This window comes from Pseudomonas sp. NBRC 111139, from assembly GCF_001753955.1.
In the GTDB taxonomy this organism is placed as follows: Bacteria; Pseudomonadota; Gammaproteobacteria; order Pseudomonadales; family Pseudomonadaceae; genus Aquipseudomonas; species Aquipseudomonas alloputida.
The window spans coordinates 1-16,392 of the sequence record NZ_BCBP01000075.1 but is presented as its reverse complement, the minus strand read 5'-3'; the positions used below and the strand labels follow the sequence as shown (position 1 = coordinate 16,392).

Annotated in this window: 14 protein-coding genes; 4 read left to right on the top strand and 10 right to left on the bottom strand. The window is 55.1% G+C overall.

Going from position 1 to position 16,392, the window contains the following annotated elements; translation table 11 throughout:
* Window positions 1-183 precede the first annotated feature (183 nt).
* Window positions 184-1,101, top strand: coding sequence for a transcriptional regulator GcvA (gcvA, locus tag BJQ17_RS25190; RefSeq protein WP_054894522.1), 918 nt, complete (start codon window positions 184-186; stop codon window positions 1,099-1,101).
* A 125-nt stretch (window positions 1,102-1,226) separates the two neighbouring features.
* Here gcvA and BJQ17_RS25185 read toward each other — a convergent pair whose 3' ends face one another.
* A complete protein-coding gene (locus BJQ17_RS25185; protein WP_008060324.1) occupies window positions 1,227-1,847 on the bottom strand; it encodes a tyrosine-type recombinase/integrase in 621 nt (206 codons plus the stop codon).
* A gap of 350 nt (window positions 1,848-2,197) precedes the next feature.
* On the opposite strand from BJQ17_RS25185, the gene BJQ17_RS25180 reads away from it, so the two are divergent.
* Window positions 2,198-3,439, top strand: a complete 1,242-nt coding sequence (locus BJQ17_RS25180; RefSeq protein WP_054894521.1) for a DUF1835 domain-containing protein — start codon at window positions 2,198-2,200, stop codon at window positions 3,437-3,439.
* A 148-nt stretch (window positions 3,440-3,587) separates the two neighbouring features.
* Here BJQ17_RS25180 and BJQ17_RS25175 read toward each other — a convergent pair whose 3' ends face one another.
* Window positions 3,588-4,697, bottom strand: coding sequence for a hypothetical protein (locus tag BJQ17_RS25175; protein ID WP_139139818.1), 1,110 nt, complete (start codon window positions 4,695-4,697; stop codon window positions 3,588-3,590).
* Window positions 4,698-4,703: 6 nt separating this feature from the next.
* Window positions 4,704-6,020, bottom strand: coding sequence for a hypothetical protein (locus BJQ17_RS25170; RefSeq protein WP_054894519.1), 1,317 nt, complete (start codon window positions 6,018-6,020; stop codon window positions 4,704-4,706).
* Between the two features lie 257 nt (window positions 6,021-6,277).
* Here BJQ17_RS25170 and BJQ17_RS25165 point away from each other — a divergent pair, with 257 nt between their 5' ends.
* Complete coding sequence (locus tag BJQ17_RS25165) at window positions 6,278-7,261, top strand: Y-family DNA polymerase (protein ID WP_054894537.1); 984 nt, start codon at window positions 6,278-6,280, stop codon at window positions 7,259-7,261.
* A 167-nt stretch (window positions 7,262-7,428) separates the two neighbouring features.
* On the opposite strand, the gene BJQ17_RS25160 is transcribed toward BJQ17_RS25165, so the two are convergent.
* From BJQ17_RS25160 to BJQ17_RS25140, 4 genes are all read right to left on the bottom strand, one after another.
* Entirely contained in the window at window positions 7,429-7,761 is a 333-nt protein-coding gene (locus BJQ17_RS25160; RefSeq protein WP_023383631.1) for a hypothetical protein, read from the bottom strand.
* Between the two features lie 1,016 nt (window positions 7,762-8,777).
* The gene (locus BJQ17_RS25150) at window positions 8,778-9,842 is read right to left on the bottom strand and encodes a hypothetical protein (RefSeq protein WP_023383629.1); all 1,065 of its coding nucleotides are present in this window, start codon (window positions 9,840-9,842) and stop codon (window positions 8,778-8,780) included.
* Complete coding sequence (locus tag BJQ17_RS25145; protein WP_023383628.1) at window positions 9,839-10,486, bottom strand: hypothetical protein; 648 nt, start codon at window positions 10,484-10,486, stop codon at window positions 9,839-9,841. Before BJQ17_RS25145 ends, BJQ17_RS25150 begins: the two co-directional genes overlap by 4 nt.
* 241 nt (window positions 10,487-10,727) lie before the next feature.
* Window positions 10,728-11,753 (bottom strand): hypothetical protein, encoded by a 1,026-nt coding sequence (locus BJQ17_RS25140; protein WP_070096804.1) that lies wholly within the window; start codon window positions 11,751-11,753, stop codon window positions 10,728-10,730.
* A 92-nt stretch (window positions 11,754-11,845) separates the two neighbouring features.
* Between BJQ17_RS25140 and BJQ17_RS25135 the strand changes: the two genes are divergently transcribed.
* Window positions 11,846-12,826, top strand: a complete 981-nt coding sequence (locus tag BJQ17_RS25135; protein ID WP_061203968.1) for an IS5 family transposase — start codon at window positions 11,846-11,848, stop codon at window positions 12,824-12,826.
* Between the two features lie 394 nt (window positions 12,827-13,220).
* Here the strand turns inward: BJQ17_RS25135 and BJQ17_RS25130 are convergent, their stop codons facing one another.
* From BJQ17_RS25130 to BJQ17_RS25120, 3 genes are all read right to left on the bottom strand, one after another.
* Window positions 13,221-15,107, bottom strand: coding sequence for a phosphoadenosine phosphosulfate reductase family protein (locus tag BJQ17_RS25130; protein WP_023383626.1), 1,887 nt, complete (start codon window positions 15,105-15,107; stop codon window positions 13,221-13,223).
* Window positions 15,108-15,286: 179 nt separating this feature from the next.
* Complete coding sequence (locus BJQ17_RS25125; RefSeq protein ID WP_023383625.1) at window positions 15,287-16,039, bottom strand: DUF2971 domain-containing protein; 753 nt, start codon at window positions 16,037-16,039, stop codon at window positions 15,287-15,289.
* A 72-nt stretch (window positions 16,040-16,111) separates the two neighbouring features.
* On the bottom strand, window positions 16,112-16,333 hold the full coding sequence (locus tag BJQ17_RS25120) for a hypothetical protein (protein WP_023383624.1): 222 nt from the start codon (window positions 16,331-16,333) through the stop codon (window positions 16,112-16,114).
* Window positions 16,334-16,392: the final 59 nt, after the last annotated feature.

Here is a 16,392-nt window from a genome sequence, read left to right as displayed (position 1 = left end):
GGGTGTCTGGAAGCTGTAGATCAGGAAGAAAAACTTTCCAACACAGCTAAACTCCAAAGACTTTCCGTTGACTTCGGGTGGCTAAGCATCAGCACCCTTGGCCTTGGAACGAATCTTCCTCGCTTCCAAATCCGCCAACAAACGAGATAAAGTGTCTCACCACTAAAGAAATTCTTTATCAATATGAAGGCTCCAGTTCATCTCAACGCGCTACGTGCTTTTGAAGCCAGCGCCCGCCATCAGAGTTTTTCTTCGGCTGCAGCCGAGCTGCACGTTACGCCTGCAGCGGTTGGCCAGCTCGTGCGTACACTGGAGGATTGGCTAGGAACGCCTCTGTTTGTCCGCAGTACCAGCGGTAAAGCACGGCTGATTCCCACGGATGCTGCCGAACGTGCTCTACCGGATATCCGGGCAGGCTTCGACAGACTGACCCTGGGGATGGAGCGGCTTCAGGAAAGTTCGATCCGTGGAGTGCTTACCGTGGCCGTAAGCCCGGCCTTCGCCGCCAAGTGGCTACTGCCCCGAATCGACCGCTTCCAGGTCATCTGCCCTGATACGGACGTGCGACTGGACACCAACCTCAAGCCGGTGGATTTCGTTGCTCAGCAAATCGACATTGGTGTGCGCTACGGCACGGGCAGGTGGCCAGGGCTGGCTGCCGAGAAGCTGATGGAGGAAGAGATTTATCCGGTGTGCTCGCCGCAATTGCTGCGAGAGCACTTGCGCCTGCACAAGCCCGATGACCTGGTGCGGGAGATGTTGATTCACGATCTCTCGATGGATAACCACTCAGGCTTCCCGACCTGGGAAACCTGGATGCGCAAGGCTGGCGTGACGGACACGACCACCCTTCGCGGCATGCAAATCAACAACTCAGCTGCCGTCCTGCAGGCTGCAGTCGAAGGGCATGGTGTCGCGCTAGCCCGCAGCGTAATGGCGCGTGATGACCTGGCGAGCGGCCGCCTGGTTCGACTGTTCCCAGACATTAGCGTTGCTTCAGGGCTGGCTTACTACGTTGTCTACCGACCAGAGTGTGCCAGCTTGCCAAGGCTGGCAACCTTCCGAGAGTGGTTGCTATCCGAGGCAGCGAATACCTGGTAATGAACTTGAGCTTAGGCCGTTTTCTGCCTGACGTAAGGGACGGAAACCGGCCACTTGCAGTCGTTAGCGACCGGCCGCAATGGGTCGGAAAGCGACGGTCTGACCCAGACCGTCGCAGTGGGTAATTACACGTCTGTCTGCTCTGCCATTTCTAGAGCATCGTCTACCTCGATGCCCAAGTACCTGACAGTGCTTTCAAGTTTCGTATGACCAAGCAAGAGTTGAACTGCCCTCAAGTTTTTGGTCCTGCGATAGATCAACGAAGCCTTGGTTCGCCGTAGCGTGTGGGTACCGTACATCGTCGGGTCAAGTCCAATGGCTGTTACCCATGCTTTTACTATTCGAGCGTATTGCCGGGTGGAGAGATGATCTGAGTCATGCAATCGCGTCGGGAACAGAAAGTCCTCACTGCGAAGATGCGCCTGGCGCATCCAAGCCTCCAGAACTGTTCGTGTTTGCTCAGTAATTTCAAACTGCACTGGATGTTGAGTTTTCTGCTGCATCACGATGGCCCGTGACGAAACATGCTCCCCATGCGCAATGTCACGTACTCGTAGCTTGGTTAAGTCACAGGCACGCAGTTTGCTGTCGATGGCCAAGTTGAACAGAGCCAGATCCCGTGTCTTCTCCGCGAGCTGAAGCCTGACCCGAATGGCCCAGATATCTCTGACTCGAAGCGGGGCTTTCTGCCCAACAAGCTTTCCCTTGTTCCAAGGCTGATGGCGATGTAAAGCGATAGTGTTCATGGCTTGTCCTCCGGGTTGAGGAAGGACAAGGGTGGATCAGCAGTCGCATTGTTTGGAGGTCGCTAATCGACCCATTGCTGCCGTTCACGAATGACTGCAAATGTCCGATAGCTGCCATAGCCCTCACGGCGTTCGCCGGTGTAGCGACACTTTGCGTCCCACCTCAAGACTGGCTGTTCAATATCAGTGCTCCTCCACTCTTTGCTTCTGTCCCTTCTTCCGGCTAAAGTCGGCACATGGGCGTTTGCTGCGCCTGCGGTCCGCGCGAAGGGGTCACCCAAGGCATGCTTACCCATTTTTTCATTCCAGCTCCCGGCTTGTCGGCGGACCGAGCCTCATAAGGAGTTGGCATGCCTGCCACTATTGCTTCCCGTCATCACGGTCTACTCGACCTCCCTTCGCTTCGCAAACACGCCAAGCGCCTTTTGAAAGACATCAAGAATAACCAGGCCGCAGATGCCCGTTCCCAGCTACACGCACTGGGTATACCTGGCCCAAACTATCGACTCGCCGATGCGCAGTGGCTGGTGGCTCGCGAGTCGGGTTTCGCCAGTTGGCCTAAACTGATTGCTCACACCGACAGCGTTGCATTCGCGGCACGGCATCCGGGCTTCGCTGCTGCAAACGAATCAACAATCCAGCATTGGCGTTGTGGCAACGATATTGAGCACAGCCTTCGAGTAGCGGGATTCTCGGGTTCATTTCATATGTTCGATGATCCCATGGTGCTGGGGCCGGTTCCCGCTTTAGCGGATGATGATTACTGGTTGGTGCGCGCGAAGTTCGCGGAGCAGGCATTCCAACTCGCTTCCAAGGATATCCAGGAGCGCCAGGCAATTCAGCGCAAGGCGCTAGCGCAACTTAACGAGGACAGTGAACTGGTGCTTTGGTGTGAAGGTGATGCGTACGACCAATTGTTTCTGATTCGATTACTGGCGAGTCTGCCCGTCCTGCCACACAGGCTCGAATTGATTGAGATCAATCGGGTGCCTGGTGTTGAACGATTCTTAGGCATTGGTCAGCTCGCGCCGGATCTGTTGGCCTGGCTCTGGACCCAACGGCGCCCACTTGGTGACGATGCGTTGGCGCTTGCCCGCAAAGCTTGGGATGCCTATACGGCAACGGACCCGGGCGATTGGGCGCAATTGGCAGTGCAGCCGCATCCGGCGTTACCGCTACTTGGGCCAGCCTTGGCAAGGCAACTTCAAGAGCTTCCAGGCGCAGAGGACGGCTTGAGCATGACCCAGCGGCTGATACTGCGGATTCTTGCCGAGCGGGGTGGGTTGGCGGCTGGCAAGGTGTTCGGCCACCTTATGATGAGTTACGAGCCGCTGCCTTATCTAGGCGATCAGATGTTCAATACACTACGAAGGACCATCACCGTTACTCCGTATCCGCTAGTCGAAGAGTTGCCGGGTAGAGAGTGGCAAAAACGCCTCATTCGGATGACTCCTCTTGGAGAGCAAGTGTTACTCGGAAATAAGAACTGGCTCGATTACACACCAGAAGAACGCTGGGTTGGCGGGGTGCGTATTATCGCGGGCCAATCGCCTTGGGTGGTCACTGCTGACGGGCGAGTGTGGCGTCGCTAGGACCCAGGATGGCCACTCAACGTAGATGTTGGAAGCCGTTGCGGGCTTCCAGCAACTGGCCGCTTTCAACCCACAGCAGCCGCTCGGCCTCGATTGAATTTGGTCGCTTGCTGCGTATGGCAAGATTGATTTCGTTGCAAAATGAGACTCACGTGAAAGGATCAGGTTGAACCAGCAACGTCGGCGCCTTCTGTAATGATTGATCTGGCTTTGCCGAGCTACGCATTCGATTGTTAATCGTGATTGCAATATCCTTTGGTAACTGAATGGGACTTGTGCTTGTCTCACTATCGCAGTAGAGGCAGAACTGATTTCCTGGTGGACTAAGTAGCCAGCAAGAGGAGCACTCTACAGCTTTACCACCCCACTCACGGGCTGCTCGGAGAGTCTGGTTAACGATCAGTTCCTCTCGCCGCTTGAGAGCGGGAAGCTCATCCCTCTCAAGGATCCCTGCGGCACGCTGTGCCTCAGCAGTCTCCGATTGGATCTGCCTATGCGCTGCCAATGCAGCTTTATGCTCGGCTACCTTCGCCTCTTGCTCAACTCGTTTCGCGTCCTCGATCACCCGCAGGGGAGCCTGTTCCAGTTCCCATTGGTCGTTGCAGCGAGCAACTTCGGTCGCAAGTTCAGCTTCAGCACGCTTGATTCGCATTTCTCCCCTAAGCGATCGAATCCAAGACCTGGTGGTTGGGTCGAAAAGAACGGCTCGTTCAAACGTTAATGGATCGTTGATCTGGCCCAAATCGAGCTCGCTGAGATCAATCTCAACTGATGAAGCCTCGATGTTAGAGAGCCGCTCGTACCGCTTTTTTTCGGATCGGGAGAAAACTTTGATTCGAACAAACAGTTGATGGTTGCCGGTGGTAAGAATCGCGTGAGCTGTGACGTCGCCAAGATCCACAAATCGTTCGACCGTCTCAGCTGCAACTGACGTTTCCGGGATACTTACTTCGCGAGACAGGATGCGCCCTGAGCCAGTCATGGCGCTTATCTGACGATGGAAAGACGGAAGAGTAAGGGATCGTTGTGCAGCAATTAGAGCTACAGCCGCCCGTCGCACACCATCTTTGAAGCCGCTCACACAGTTTTCAGAATGGACGTGGCGAAAATGCGGGATGACTTTCTGGCCACCATTCGCAGCATTTAGCGGTTTGTGACAGCCCGGGCAGATACAGCCACAAGCAAGACCATTCTCGACCTCAAAGGCTCGGAAAAGCATTCCCTGACGTTCACCGAACGGAATTTTTGTACCCTGCATCTAACCTCAACCTTTGGCCATTGCACTCTGGATTGCAGCGACAACTGAGCGACCGCCGGTCAAGGCTGCCTCAATAAGTGTCTGCAGATGTTCTGTCGTGCCGCTACGAGTTCCGATGTAGCCAGAGCGTACTAGCTCAATAAACGGGTCACTTCGTAGATAATGGCCGTCCAGTGCTTTGTAACTTATACGTAGGCCCTTTCGAGGTCCGGTAGTACAACCATCCTCGATTAACCGAGTCAGATGCTGCAGGCTCAGCATGATTCCCGCAGATTTGATTGCCGAATGGCGGCGGACAAGCTTAAAGAAGAATGCTCCAGGATTCAGTCGATAGGGCCCTTCGGGCGAGAGATCGTTGTCGAACTTCTCCATCCGCTCCATCTCACTCTTGAACTGAGCATTGATTGGCACGGTCCATTCCTTTGCGTCAAGCTGGTCAATGTCGGGCGTGTCAGCCTTAATGCGATGCACCTTACTGCTTTTTGGCTCCATCATTTTGTATTGAACCATCACCAACGAGCCGCGTGCCTTGTTCAGATAGATAAGGTCGACGCCAAACAACTCTTCAAGCGGTCGCTTGTTGGCGGTGAAAACTTCGAGCTGCTCACCGCGCCGAGTGAATACGGCTTTGCCGGTAAGGTCACTGTCGGACAAGTGCCAGCCAGAGATCCAGCGTGCGTCATGCTCAATGACCGCGTCCTCTTGCAGTCGGACCGTGCCAATAGCGGTGTGTCCGCCGGGCAACGCGACGCTTGTCGCACCGTCCGTTACCCCAAAAGCTTTGAGTGCGAGGTCAAGGGCATTTACTTGTAGCGCGTGGCCATTCTCATAATATTTTGGTCGCCCGACTTCGGCGAGAATACGATGAAAAACTGCTACATTGGCTGGTACTTCCGCAATCAGTGCAATCAGTTTTTCACCGAGCTTCTGTGACACCGGTTGAAACTCGGCGGTCTCCGATTTCAGCTTGTTGGTAGCTCCGCGCAAGGTGGTGCTAGTGACGCCAGCGACAAGGGCATTAAGTGATTGTGGAGCGATCAGCAAGACACAATCGAACATCACCCGGGAGTCGAGCGTCGAGATCGTTTGAATCGAGCGGATAAGCCCTAACCGCAAGGTGGGAGCTTTTCCATCTGTAGCGATCAGAACCAAAGTATTGGGTCTACCACTACGGGAAATTACGTGCGGAAAAGTAAGTGAAAATTTTGTACCGTGGTTTCGACACGCTTCGAGCTCCATCCAGCGGCTCTCAGTCAAGCGAAGCAGCGACAGTCCTCGTTGGGCTAGAGCCTTGAGATCCTTTTCGTCAATGTTGCTGGTCATGACCGAATTTTCCATGTGCGTCTCGCCAATCTATCTTGAACTCCTACAAAATAATTAGCGCCCGCCAATAGGGCAATCGCGTCGCGTTCATTGGCGTGCAGAACGACTGCACGAAATCAACTCGTGGGTGTGGCCCTGTGGAACTACGATCTATGGACATACCTAGGCAAGATCGACAGAAAATGTCGTTTTGCCATGGACAGCATGAGACTACCCTTGAATCCCCGGTTAGCAAGGTACGGAACCATGTCCATGGCTTGAAATCTTTCCTTTACATCGATGAGCTCTTCTGCAGGCTCGATGGCCTACCTGAGCCGATCATTGAGGTAGGCCGGGCCATCCAAGCCCGCGTCCTGCAATGGACTGCGCTGCCAGTGGGCGTCGGCATTGGGCATACCAAAACCCTGGCAAAGGCGGCGCAGCACGCCTCAAAAGTGTGGAGGGAGAAAACAGGCGGCGTGGTAGACCTGCGCAAGCCTGAGGCAATCGAATGGCTACTTCGACGAATGCCGGTTGATGAGGTATGGGGGATAGGTCGTCGTATGCGCGACAACCTTGCTCGTGATGGCATCAGCACCGCGTGGGAGCTTTCTCAAGCTGATGCGCGGTCAATGGGCCGTAAGTACAGCATCGTGCTGGAAAGGACCATCCGAGAGCTGCAGGGCGAATCATGCATGGACCTGGAGCAATCTGCCCCACCCAAGCAATCAATCTGCACCAGCAAGATGTTTGGTCAACGCGTGCATACCCGCAAGGGCCTGCAGGAAGCCCTAGCGACCTACATTCACCGTGCCGCTGAAAAGCTGCGGAAGCAACGCTCTCTCTGCGGTGCCTTACGCATCGGTATTCAGACGTCATTCCATGGCGACGGACCGAAGTACGCCAATGCTGCAACTATCATCCCAGCCTACCCAACAGATGATGTCCGTCAGCTCACCCGCTACGCGCTGCGTGCCCTGGAGGGGATCTACCGGCCGGGCTATGCATACAGCAAGGCAGAAGTCCTTCTAATGGATTTGCGCAAGCGAGGGGAGTATACGCAGGATCTGTTCACCCCCAGCCAACCGGAGCGCACAGATGCATTGATGGCTACCATGGACAAAATCAACCGGCGCTGGGGGCATGATTGCTTGCGGACTGCTGCTGTGCCACTGACACCAGATTGGGGTATGCGCCGAGCACTCCTTAGTCCCAGCTACATGACCAGTTGGGAACAGCTATGGAAAGTACAATGCCGATAAGTAAAATTACTAATGCTTGGACCCGCTAGCAAGCACACTCGGTCAATATCGTCATACCGTACCTTTTTATTGCGCGGACAAAAAACCCGGCCTTGTGGCCGGGTGGGTATTGCGTTGATATGGAATCCCGCCACGCAACAAAGCGCTCGCGAGGTAGGGTGAAGGTATTAATAACCTTGACGTTGAATGAAGGCAGTGACTGACTCAATAGTGGGATTAATCAGCAAATGGTAATCAAGGAAATCAAAATACTTTAACTCCTCATCCCATTGTGCCAATTGATCGGAATCGAACGACCAGCGCTTACCGCCATAGGAGAATTCAGTCCAACCATCGTCCTCCTGAATCTCTGAGGGAGAAACCGAGGCAGACGTCTGTTGACAGCTGCGATCTACCGCCTCAATCACTTCACAATGATTTCGGCATTCATCCAGTTCTATCTGCGCCATAATGGCTTCACGTTTTTTATCACCAAGCTGGTAGTTCACTTTGTATTGCATATTGGAGTTCCTGTTTATACGGCACAGCTGAAGCGTACAAGCTGCACAGGCAAAGTGCCCAAGCGGTAGCTGTCTCCAAACAATGACGTACCCATGAAACCACCACGTTTAATGTCCGAATTGCAGACGGTGCGTAGTTCGCCGTTGTGTAGGACTGTATCGCCAGCACGGATTGTGTTGATGTGAGTATTAACCGTATTGTAGTTGGTCATGGTGTTACCTATTGGTTAGACCGATCGCTGATGAAAATCAGCTGTTCAGACTGCGGAACGCCGAGCCTCAGACATCCAAAGGTTACGAATGCTTTTGCAGTCAATTGCTTTGTCGTATTCACCCTGTTTCTTCAATAGGATTAATACCCGATTTACACGGCGGGCGTGCTTAACGAAACTGCTGATATCTGCTTTCATGTTTGATCCCTATCAAGCGCTGCGCGCTTACATGCCTTTGTTTAAGTGGACTGTCACACCGCCCTTATGGAGCAGATCGCTCACTTCGCAGTAACGGTCAGTCAAGTCCACATGCGACTTACCGTATTGCGCCGCCAATTTACATTTAATGCGCGCAGTCCTAACGGGGCCTCGTACTTTCGAATCCGGCAATGCTTCAAGCGCCTATCCGAGAGAGTCAGCAGCTGCCTTACGATCAGACAAAGTTTCCACCTCGTTCGAAAAGATACTCGTTGCTTCGGAACCGAGCGGAAGCTGCTCGAAGTACTCGCGAACTGCGCGAGGTACTTGCTCCATAGTCCTGGGGTAACGATTACCGATAAGGCCTTGCTCATTCAGCACAGAGTGAACATGCATTTTCTCAGGAATGGTGCAGCTGGTTTTAACCGCGATGAAACAGATCATGGCATACCTCGACGTTGTCCTAGTGCCAATGAGATGAGCCACACCGAGCATGAAGATCTGCCCGCCCTGGTGCCGGGAGAGTGAAAATCGACCGCACGCGCTTGCGCGCCGGATCCGACCCATAAAAAAACCCGGCCAGGCCGGGTTGAAGGTAAGTGTTGCTTATGCCGAAGAAGCTACCCGGCGCACCGGGACCAAGCCGCGTGAATAGGGCATGCCGATAAACACAGGGTTTTCTACAAGCTGGCGCCAGGTAGTCGCGTCATCCGCCAAAAATTGGTCATCAGCAAGCATCTTCTCGCCGTGCACCAACAGGCGAAATTCAGTAGCCTGGGTCCGATCGGCACAGGCGGAAAGTGCTGCAAGCACATCGGCAAGACGGACAAAATCGCCATCCTCGGCTCGGAATTTTTCAAGCGCTGCAATGTACGCCGGCAACTCAGCCAGCTGGGCTCTCAACAGGCTGCATTGGGACCTGAGCTCGTCGACTTCCGAGGTACCAGACTCATTACGCGGTAAGGCCCCTATCGTGATCAAGGCCTCACGGAACTGATCAACGTAATGCTCCGTACTGGTCGCCGGGAATTTATTCAACAGGCACTCTTCGTCGATGGGTGCGCCTGCATCTTCGGCTTCATCCGACGGCTCACCTGGAACCATGAAGAATGCGCGCTCCACTGCTCCCAGGTAGTCCGAGAAGCGCTTGATGTTACCCAGGTTCGTCAGCAGCACGCCCACAGGGTGTCCATGGTGCAGACCAATGACGTCGTATACACGAGCCATGTCGCGCTGCTCTGCGGACGGCACAGCAGGAGCCTTCAGAAAGACCTCGCCACCGCCCTCCTCGTCAGTGATCGAGCCATGAGCAATCAGTAAGACCTGGTCCGCATGCTCCAGCGCTGCGATGCCGCCCTCAAGCAGCCACTCAAGCCGCAGACCATCCACATCAGCCCGTGTCACAGCGACGGCTTCTACCCGCACAGCATCCTCGCTGTGCTGTGCGCCTGGCCGAAGCTCCAAGAGTTGCTCGCCTTGTTCTGTGACCTGCCATTGGGCCGGGCTTCGCTGAACTCGCTTGAGCAACCCAAGCTGGGTGAGAACATCAAACCACTGGGTCCCGATGTCAGCGCCCTGGCCATCGCCGGCGCATTCGTCGAAGCGCTGCAGTTTTCGGATGACAAGGTTAGCGAAGGGCGGCAGGCCTACCAGCTGTCCAGAACTGTTCATGCTGCCGCCGCCTCGACCGGTTGTGTGAGCGCTTGTTGGACTGCTTGAACGATCCGCAGCAGGTAGGTGTAGTCCGGGTTTGGTTCGGTAGCTTGATCGACGGGGTAATGCCATTCATCCCCGAACAAAAGGGATAGGAGCTCGGAATGACTCCAGCAGTCCCGCAACGACTCAACATCGCGAAACTCATCGAGCCGCCTGTACAGCGAACGAGCATCATCTGCGTCGAGATACCCCAGCTCCCAATCGGTACCGCTCCGCTCCCGCCGGCGATCGATGATGCACCTTGCTGAGAGCTGCTTGAGAGCCTTTGCGCTGAATCGGGTACTGCTCAGGCCGCGGCTTAGGCAATTCAGGATGTACTCATCACTGCACTTGGCAACAAACTCAGTCACCGTCCTTGAACCCATACCGCCCCAGTAGGAAGTCCAGCTCTCGCCAGCACATCGGATGGTAAGGTTACCCTGACTGGAAACGTGATCTGGGGCCTCACTACGTGGAGACGCCCGGCTTCCAAGGTCCTCCAGAAAAACGGTGATGGGGTCGAGGTTCACCCCCCCAGAGATCACTAACTTGGTCACCGTGGAACGCTCCACGGTTAAGCTTGTGGGTGATGTGCCATCGGACATTCTGTTCAAACCCATACCGTCACCTTGTAAATTAATTCATAACGCGTATGCATAATTTATAGCGGAAAGTAAGGGCTGCCTAGCCCTCTAACTGTCCGCTGCATGCTGATGGCGTTCAGAATTCGCCGTCTTTTCAGGTCACCAAGCTCCCGCTCTGCCAGGCTAGAGACCAACTGCGCCAACTCTTCCAGCGACTCTACAAAGGCATTGCGCAGCGTATCCAGCCTGGCCCCCTTCGCATCGGGCCCTTCGATACCTACTCGGACTTGCTACCAATCATCCCAAGTGACCATCCGCTGGGGTTGCCGAAGCCGCTCACCGTGTATTTCTGGAAGAACTCCGTGCTGGACTCGCACTGGGTCTGCACCATAAAGAAGCGAATCGTGCATTCCGAGCTTTTGTCCTGAAACTCCGGCCCTGGCTCATTAATGTCCTGTAGAGCAGTCGCTGCGTGAAGCAACTTGTCGAAGGAGTCCAGCGATCTGTTCAGCAGCAGATCGCGCCAAGTCCCATTGTGATGAATCTGGCCAGCGTAGGTGAACCGCTTGCCCCCAATTTCCTTTTGCTGCAAATGCCCCCAGCAGAGAAGCAGGGTCTCTGCACCAGTGATCGCTTTGGCGCTCTCCAGCATCACTCGACGGACCTCATCTGCCATCTGGTCATGATGATCTAGCGGCGTGTAAGTGAGGCTGGTCAGGAAGACCGGCACCATTTCAGTCTCTGATATCTCAGGGCTACACGGCATGAAGAACGATGGAGTACCGTATTCATAATCTTCGACATAGGTATCCTCAATCAGGTCGAAGCCCTGATCACTGTAGTAGTCCCAGAAAACCCACGGCTCAACCGTATGAGAAATGCGCAAGCGGTCGGTTAAGTTATCCAAGTTGACGCCTTCGAGGCCTGGCGCCCCCCCTAGCAAATCCTTGAGCATTGCGTCTGTCACCCGAGGATCATCAAAGCCCGGCATATAGAGGTTCAGATCCTCTTCTTCGGACGGAGAATGCAAGGTACTCCGATCGATGGATATAGCCTTGGGCAGCTTGGCGCTGGAAGGACTGAGGTTCGCGGCCAAATGGATAGCCATCGATGGGTTGATGGCAAAAACATCAACCATCACAGCAATGTAGCTATCCCGTCGAGCCATCAACTCGGCTACGTCTAGTTGCTCGTCTGGAACACTGGGTCGCCTGTTCCCTATCGCGCTGGTAACTGCATCCCAAGTTCGGAAACCGCACAGGTTCGCATACATGCCTGCGGCCTCTGCGCGCTCGATGCCCAAGCTCTTGCCGCAGGCCTCAACCCATAGGGAAATCCTGAAGAAGACTTCCCAAATCTGGTGAAATACGCCGACCCCGTTGCCTGAGTTTCCCGATGAAGCAGATGACCTTCGCCGACGCCGAGTACGCCGGCAAGCGTAAGCAGACCCGCAAGGAGTTGTTCCTGATCGAGATGGATCAGGTGGTGCCGTGGCAGGGACTGATTACTCTGATCGAGCCGCACTACCCGAAGGGCGAAGGTGGCCGTCCGGCGTATCCGTTGATGGCGATGCTGCGCGTGCACCTGATGCAGAACTGGTTCGGCTACAGCGACCCGGCTATGGAGGAAGCGCTTTACGAAACCAACATCCTGCGCCAGTTTTCTGGGCTGAGCCTAGAGCGCATCCCCGACGAAACCACCATCCTCAACTTCCGCCGCCTGCTGGAAAAGCATGAACTGGCGGCTGGGATTCTGGCCGTGATCAACGGCTACTTGGGCGATCGCGGCCTGTCGCTGCGCCAGGGCACCATCGTCGATGCCACACTGATCCACGCGCCGAGTTCGACCAAGAACCAGGACGGTAAGCGCGACCCGGAAATGCACCAGGCCAAGAAAGGTAATCAATGGTACTTCGGCATGAAGGCCCATATCGGGGTGGATGATGAGTCGGGCCTGGTGCATAGCATGGTAGGCACGGCAGCCAACGTGGCCGATGTCACTCAGGTCGATAAGCTGCTGCACGGCGACGAAAATGTGGTCTGTGCCGATGCTGGTTATACCGGAGTGGAGAAACGCCCCGAGCATGAAGGTCGCCAGGTCATTTGGCAGATTGCCGCCCGGCGCAGCACCTACCAGAAACTGGGCAAGCGTAGCGTTCTGTACAAAGCCAAGCGCAAGATCGAAAAAGCCAAGGCTCAAGTCAGAGCGAAGGTTGAGCACCCGTTCCGGGTGATCAAACGTCAATTCGGCTATGTGAAAACTCGCTTCCGTGGCCTGGCCAAGAATACGGCACAGTTGGTGACACTGTTTGCGCTGTCGAATCTATGGATGGCCCGTCGGCATTTACTGAGCAATGCAGGAGAGGTGCGCCTGTAATGTGGGGAATAGCCGCCGCGAGGTGTTCGCAGCGGCTAAAAAGACAGAAATGAGTTAGCGATCTGAGCATTTTTGATCGACTTGTCACTTTCAAAATCGGTGGTGGCCGAAGTCAGCCAAAAACATATGGCTACTTCAGACCATCCATAGCCGAGCCAATTTGTGTTCAGTTGCGATGAATTGTGTCATGACGGGGCTTACCTTGTTATTCGAGGGTCAGATTGGTCAGGTCGGTAAACTGGCTCGATAGCACAGCCTTTCAGTACCCATCGCAGCTTCCAAGAACATCAGCTCTGGCTCCCTTTCGACCACTACACTGTTGAGAGGCTGTACACAAGCTACGTCAGCGATGTCGAAAAAAAAGGCCACCTCGCAAGAGGTAGCCTTTGATGAGTTAAGCAAAAAGATCGGAGATCGCCGAATTTTGACTGGCGGCCTCAACCTTCATCAAGTCCAGGACCTGTTCGTGCTCGGCGTTGCTGATCGAATGGTGGCGTATGTAGGAACGCAGATCGGTACCAGCTAGATCGCGCTCCATGCGTTGCCAGAATTGCGCTCGGCGGGCCATCGCATCGTAATCAGCAGCCTTGCCCTTGGCCAGTTTGACCATACCATTGTTCAAGTAGAACTTGGCGCTGTCAGTCGGAGCCAGGCTTTTCGCCAACGTATAGAACGCCTCGTCGAACTCGTCTACAAAGCACATTGCATCTCCCGGATCGATCTCCATCTCGTCGGTTTCTTCGTAGTAGACAATGTTGCGATCCTTGCCTTCAAAGCGGTCACGGATCATTCGCATCGCTGGCCGGCCAGGGTAGCGTTCTTTGTTGGTGGCTTCGAGGTAGGCGTCCTGCAAGCCCATCTCCTGCGCCGGGCTTTGCCAGTCATCAAACTTGAACCAGCGCTGCTCTGGAATGATGCCCTTCTCAGCGGGAGTGACGTCATCGATCAGGTAGCGCTTCCCTAGGACACGGATCTCGTACCACTCCGACAAAGCGGGGAAGGCATGGTCGAAGCCGTAGCTCAGTGACCAGGCGAAGTCGATCGCAAGCAGGTTTTTCGGCGTGATGAATTGGAAGGTGCTCCCACGAAGGATTTCGTTGGACTCCGTCCTTTCCAGCTCGCCGCGGAACATCCGCGCATCGTGCTCATCAGCCCGCTCTTCCTCCAGCACATCTAAAGTCAGCAGGTACCGCAACAGCTCACGGCGCATCTCTGCGTTGTAGGCTGTTCCTGTGACGTTGATGTAGCCGGCGTCCGAGGTTGTGCGCCCGATCCAGTCTCGACGCTCCATGTCCCAGCGGGTGTTGATGAGATGGCTCCGGAAGCGGTTAATTCCCGACATGTGTCCATGCTTGTCAGGCGCAGACGCAATCATTGCTTCCATGGATTTGTCACGCTCTCCGGTGACCGTGCACCAGGCACAGCCAAAGCGAGAGCCGCACGCCGCCTTGTTACCACCATCGCCGGTGATGATTGCGCACGTGCCTTCATTGGCTTCCTTGTAGAGCTCCAGGCACCAGTCGAAACTGTCGACGAAGGTTCGATAAGGACCACCGCGCTTCGCCTCGCACGCCATGAGGAACTCCCACACCTCCTCCATCTCCCAGTCTGCGATGATCGAGCAGTTGTACGAGCCATGCTCATTGAGCACCAGCCGCCCGGCCTCCTCCTCACCCCGTTCGCGCATGTTGGCGGCACGGGTTGCCGACTCTGACAAACGAGTGCCCACGAAGGTCACCAGCTCACCAGGAGACTGCAGGGTGGAGAGCAGTTGCTTGAGCGCTTTCTGCTGCGGGCGCAGCTTCCAATCGACCGAGCAGCTTCGAGAGGCGCCAGCGAAAACCGGCAGTTTGCCGCGACCCAGGGTGGCATAAGCGAATGTCGAGGTCATCGAGGGCTGCACTTTGACCACCGTGATCGGCAATCCGTGCCTGGTGCAATACATCTCCAACTCAGTGATCATCGCCTCGGCATAGATGTCCATGCTTGGGTTTTCGGTGCCGGTATTAGCATTCGTCACGAATGCCGCCGGCACGTACAACCCGGCTTCGACACGGCGCCGGATGGCCTCCAGCATCAGTACCAGCACAACCGTACTGTCCTTACCGAACGAGGTCGCCGAGCTACATGTGAAGCCTTGATCGATGATCTGGTCGATGCGTGCAATGCAGGCTTCCGCCCGCGCAGCGATCCGGGCAAAGCGACCAGCACTGCCCTGGGCAGGAACTGCGTGGGTGTAGTCGGTTAGGGCGATCAGTTCGGGTACAAGCATCTGATTCATGTTGGCATCTCCAGGAGGAAGTAGGCTTCGTATCCTGGAGATGCTCAACACCAAGCATGAATGACGTCATCGACCGCCAGCCAACTGCCACATTCTAACAACGGTCCCAACCGCACGACTGGTATCAGCACTCGCTCGCCCGGGTTATCACCTAAATAACACTATGGCGTTCATGCGGGCTAAAGGACCGTACGCGCATCGGGGACAATCTTGAAGGACTGAAAGGCTAGCCTGGCTTTGAAGACAACGGCATCGGGGAAGTGCTGTTCAACCCTGCGTCGTACCGATTCGATCGGCACCTCGCATAATGGCCCTAGGATGACTTCTGTCAGTTGAATTTCATCCGCAACTGGCCAGAAATGAAGCGGACCGTCTGCAAGCGCAGTGTCCAACCTCACAAAGCTACGGTACTCCTGCTCATAGCGCCAACCCGCCGATTTGGTGCGCAGCAACTGTTGTTGGAGCTCCTCACTCAACTCATCTGGGGTGCCGGCTGGGCTGAGAGCGGCAAGGATGCGATCGTCCTGGTAGTTGACCTGCTGTACGAGGCTACGGCAGACGTCAAACCCTAAGCAGATACCGGTGTGCTTCTCTGCGTAGTGGCTCCACATTACGGGTTCTGACCAGTCCCCGGCGAAGCACAGTAAACCATGCTGTGAATGGCTTTTGTCTTTCCAATCCCGCACAACCTTTCGCGTCTTGTGTTCTTTGAAATTCGCAGCGAGCAGCTCAAATGGGTCATTCAAATCCGCGAAACGGGAAACCTTGAGTCGACGCTTCTCGATGTTGCTTAGAGCGTGTTTGGCGCTCGTGAGATTGTACAGGCGGATAGCGGTGCTGTCCGCGGGAGGACTACATGCAATTGAACTGCCCATGTCTGAATTGTAGCCAGCTGCAATCCATTCACGCCTGCGCATTTCATTCGTGGGCATCGGTATTTTCCATTCCAGCACTGGTGGATGTGACAGTTGTGGCAGACGCGAAGTTAATGGCTTCTACGGATTCTATTCGGAGTCTGACTCAAGCGCATCAGCGAGCTGCCTGAACGCATCCGCAAGGCGCCGCAGCTGGCCAATTTCGTCTGCCAAATCGCCATCCTGATAGCGGTATTCAAGCGTGCCTCCGAAAGGGCCGGTGCTAGGGTGGATCCCGCCGTAGCTCAACTGCTCATTGACGTGCTTTTCAGCCCGAATGATCCGCTCGCTCACATTCGTTTCTGTGGCCATGCTTCCCCTCGATTCAACAGAAAATTTCGTGCGCGCACGGTGAGTGGCTCATGCCCTCG

Coding starts and splice junctions, on each gene's coding strand:
- BJQ17_RS25180 (WP_054894521.1), top strand. CDS start 2,198: ATGCCTGCCACTATTGCTTCCCGTCATCACGGTCTACTCGACCTCCCT.
- BJQ17_RS25170 (WP_054894519.1), bottom strand. CDS start 6,020: ATGACCAGCAACATTGACGAAAAGGATCTCAAGGCTCTAGCCCAACGA.
- BJQ17_RS25185 (WP_008060324.1), bottom strand. CDS start 1,847: ATGAACACTATCGCTTTACATCGCCATCAGCCTTGGAACAAGGGAAAG.
- BJQ17_RS25130 (WP_023383626.1), bottom strand. CDS start 15,107: ATGAATCAGATGCTTGTACCCGAACTGATCGCCCTAACCGACTACACC.
- BJQ17_RS25150 (WP_023383629.1), bottom strand. CDS start 9,842: ATGAACAGTTCTGGACAGCTGGTAGGCCTGCCGCCCTTCGCTAACCTT.
- BJQ17_RS25160 (WP_023383631.1), bottom strand. CDS start 7,761: ATGCAATACAAAGTGAACTACCAGCTTGGTGATAAAAAACGTGAAGCC.
- BJQ17_RS25175 (WP_139139818.1), bottom strand. CDS start 4,697: ATGCAGGGTACAAAAATTCCGTTCGGTGAACGTCAGGGAATGCTTTTC.
- gcvA (WP_054894522.1), top strand. CDS start 184: ATGAAGGCTCCAGTTCATCTCAACGCGCTACGTGCTTTTGAAGCCAGC.
- BJQ17_RS25125 (WP_023383625.1), bottom strand. CDS start 16,039: ATGCCCACGAATGAAATGCGCAGGCGTGAATGGATTGCAGCTGGCTAC.
- BJQ17_RS25145 (WP_023383628.1), bottom strand. CDS start 10,486: ATGGGTTTGAACAGAATGTCCGATGGCACATCACCCACAAGCTTAACC.
- BJQ17_RS25135 (WP_061203968.1), top strand. CDS start 11,846: ATGAAGCAGATGACCTTCGCCGACGCCGAGTACGCCGGCAAGCGTAAG.
- BJQ17_RS25120 (WP_023383624.1), bottom strand. CDS start 16,333: ATGGCCACAGAAACGAATGTGAGCGAGCGGATCATTCGGGCTGAAAAG.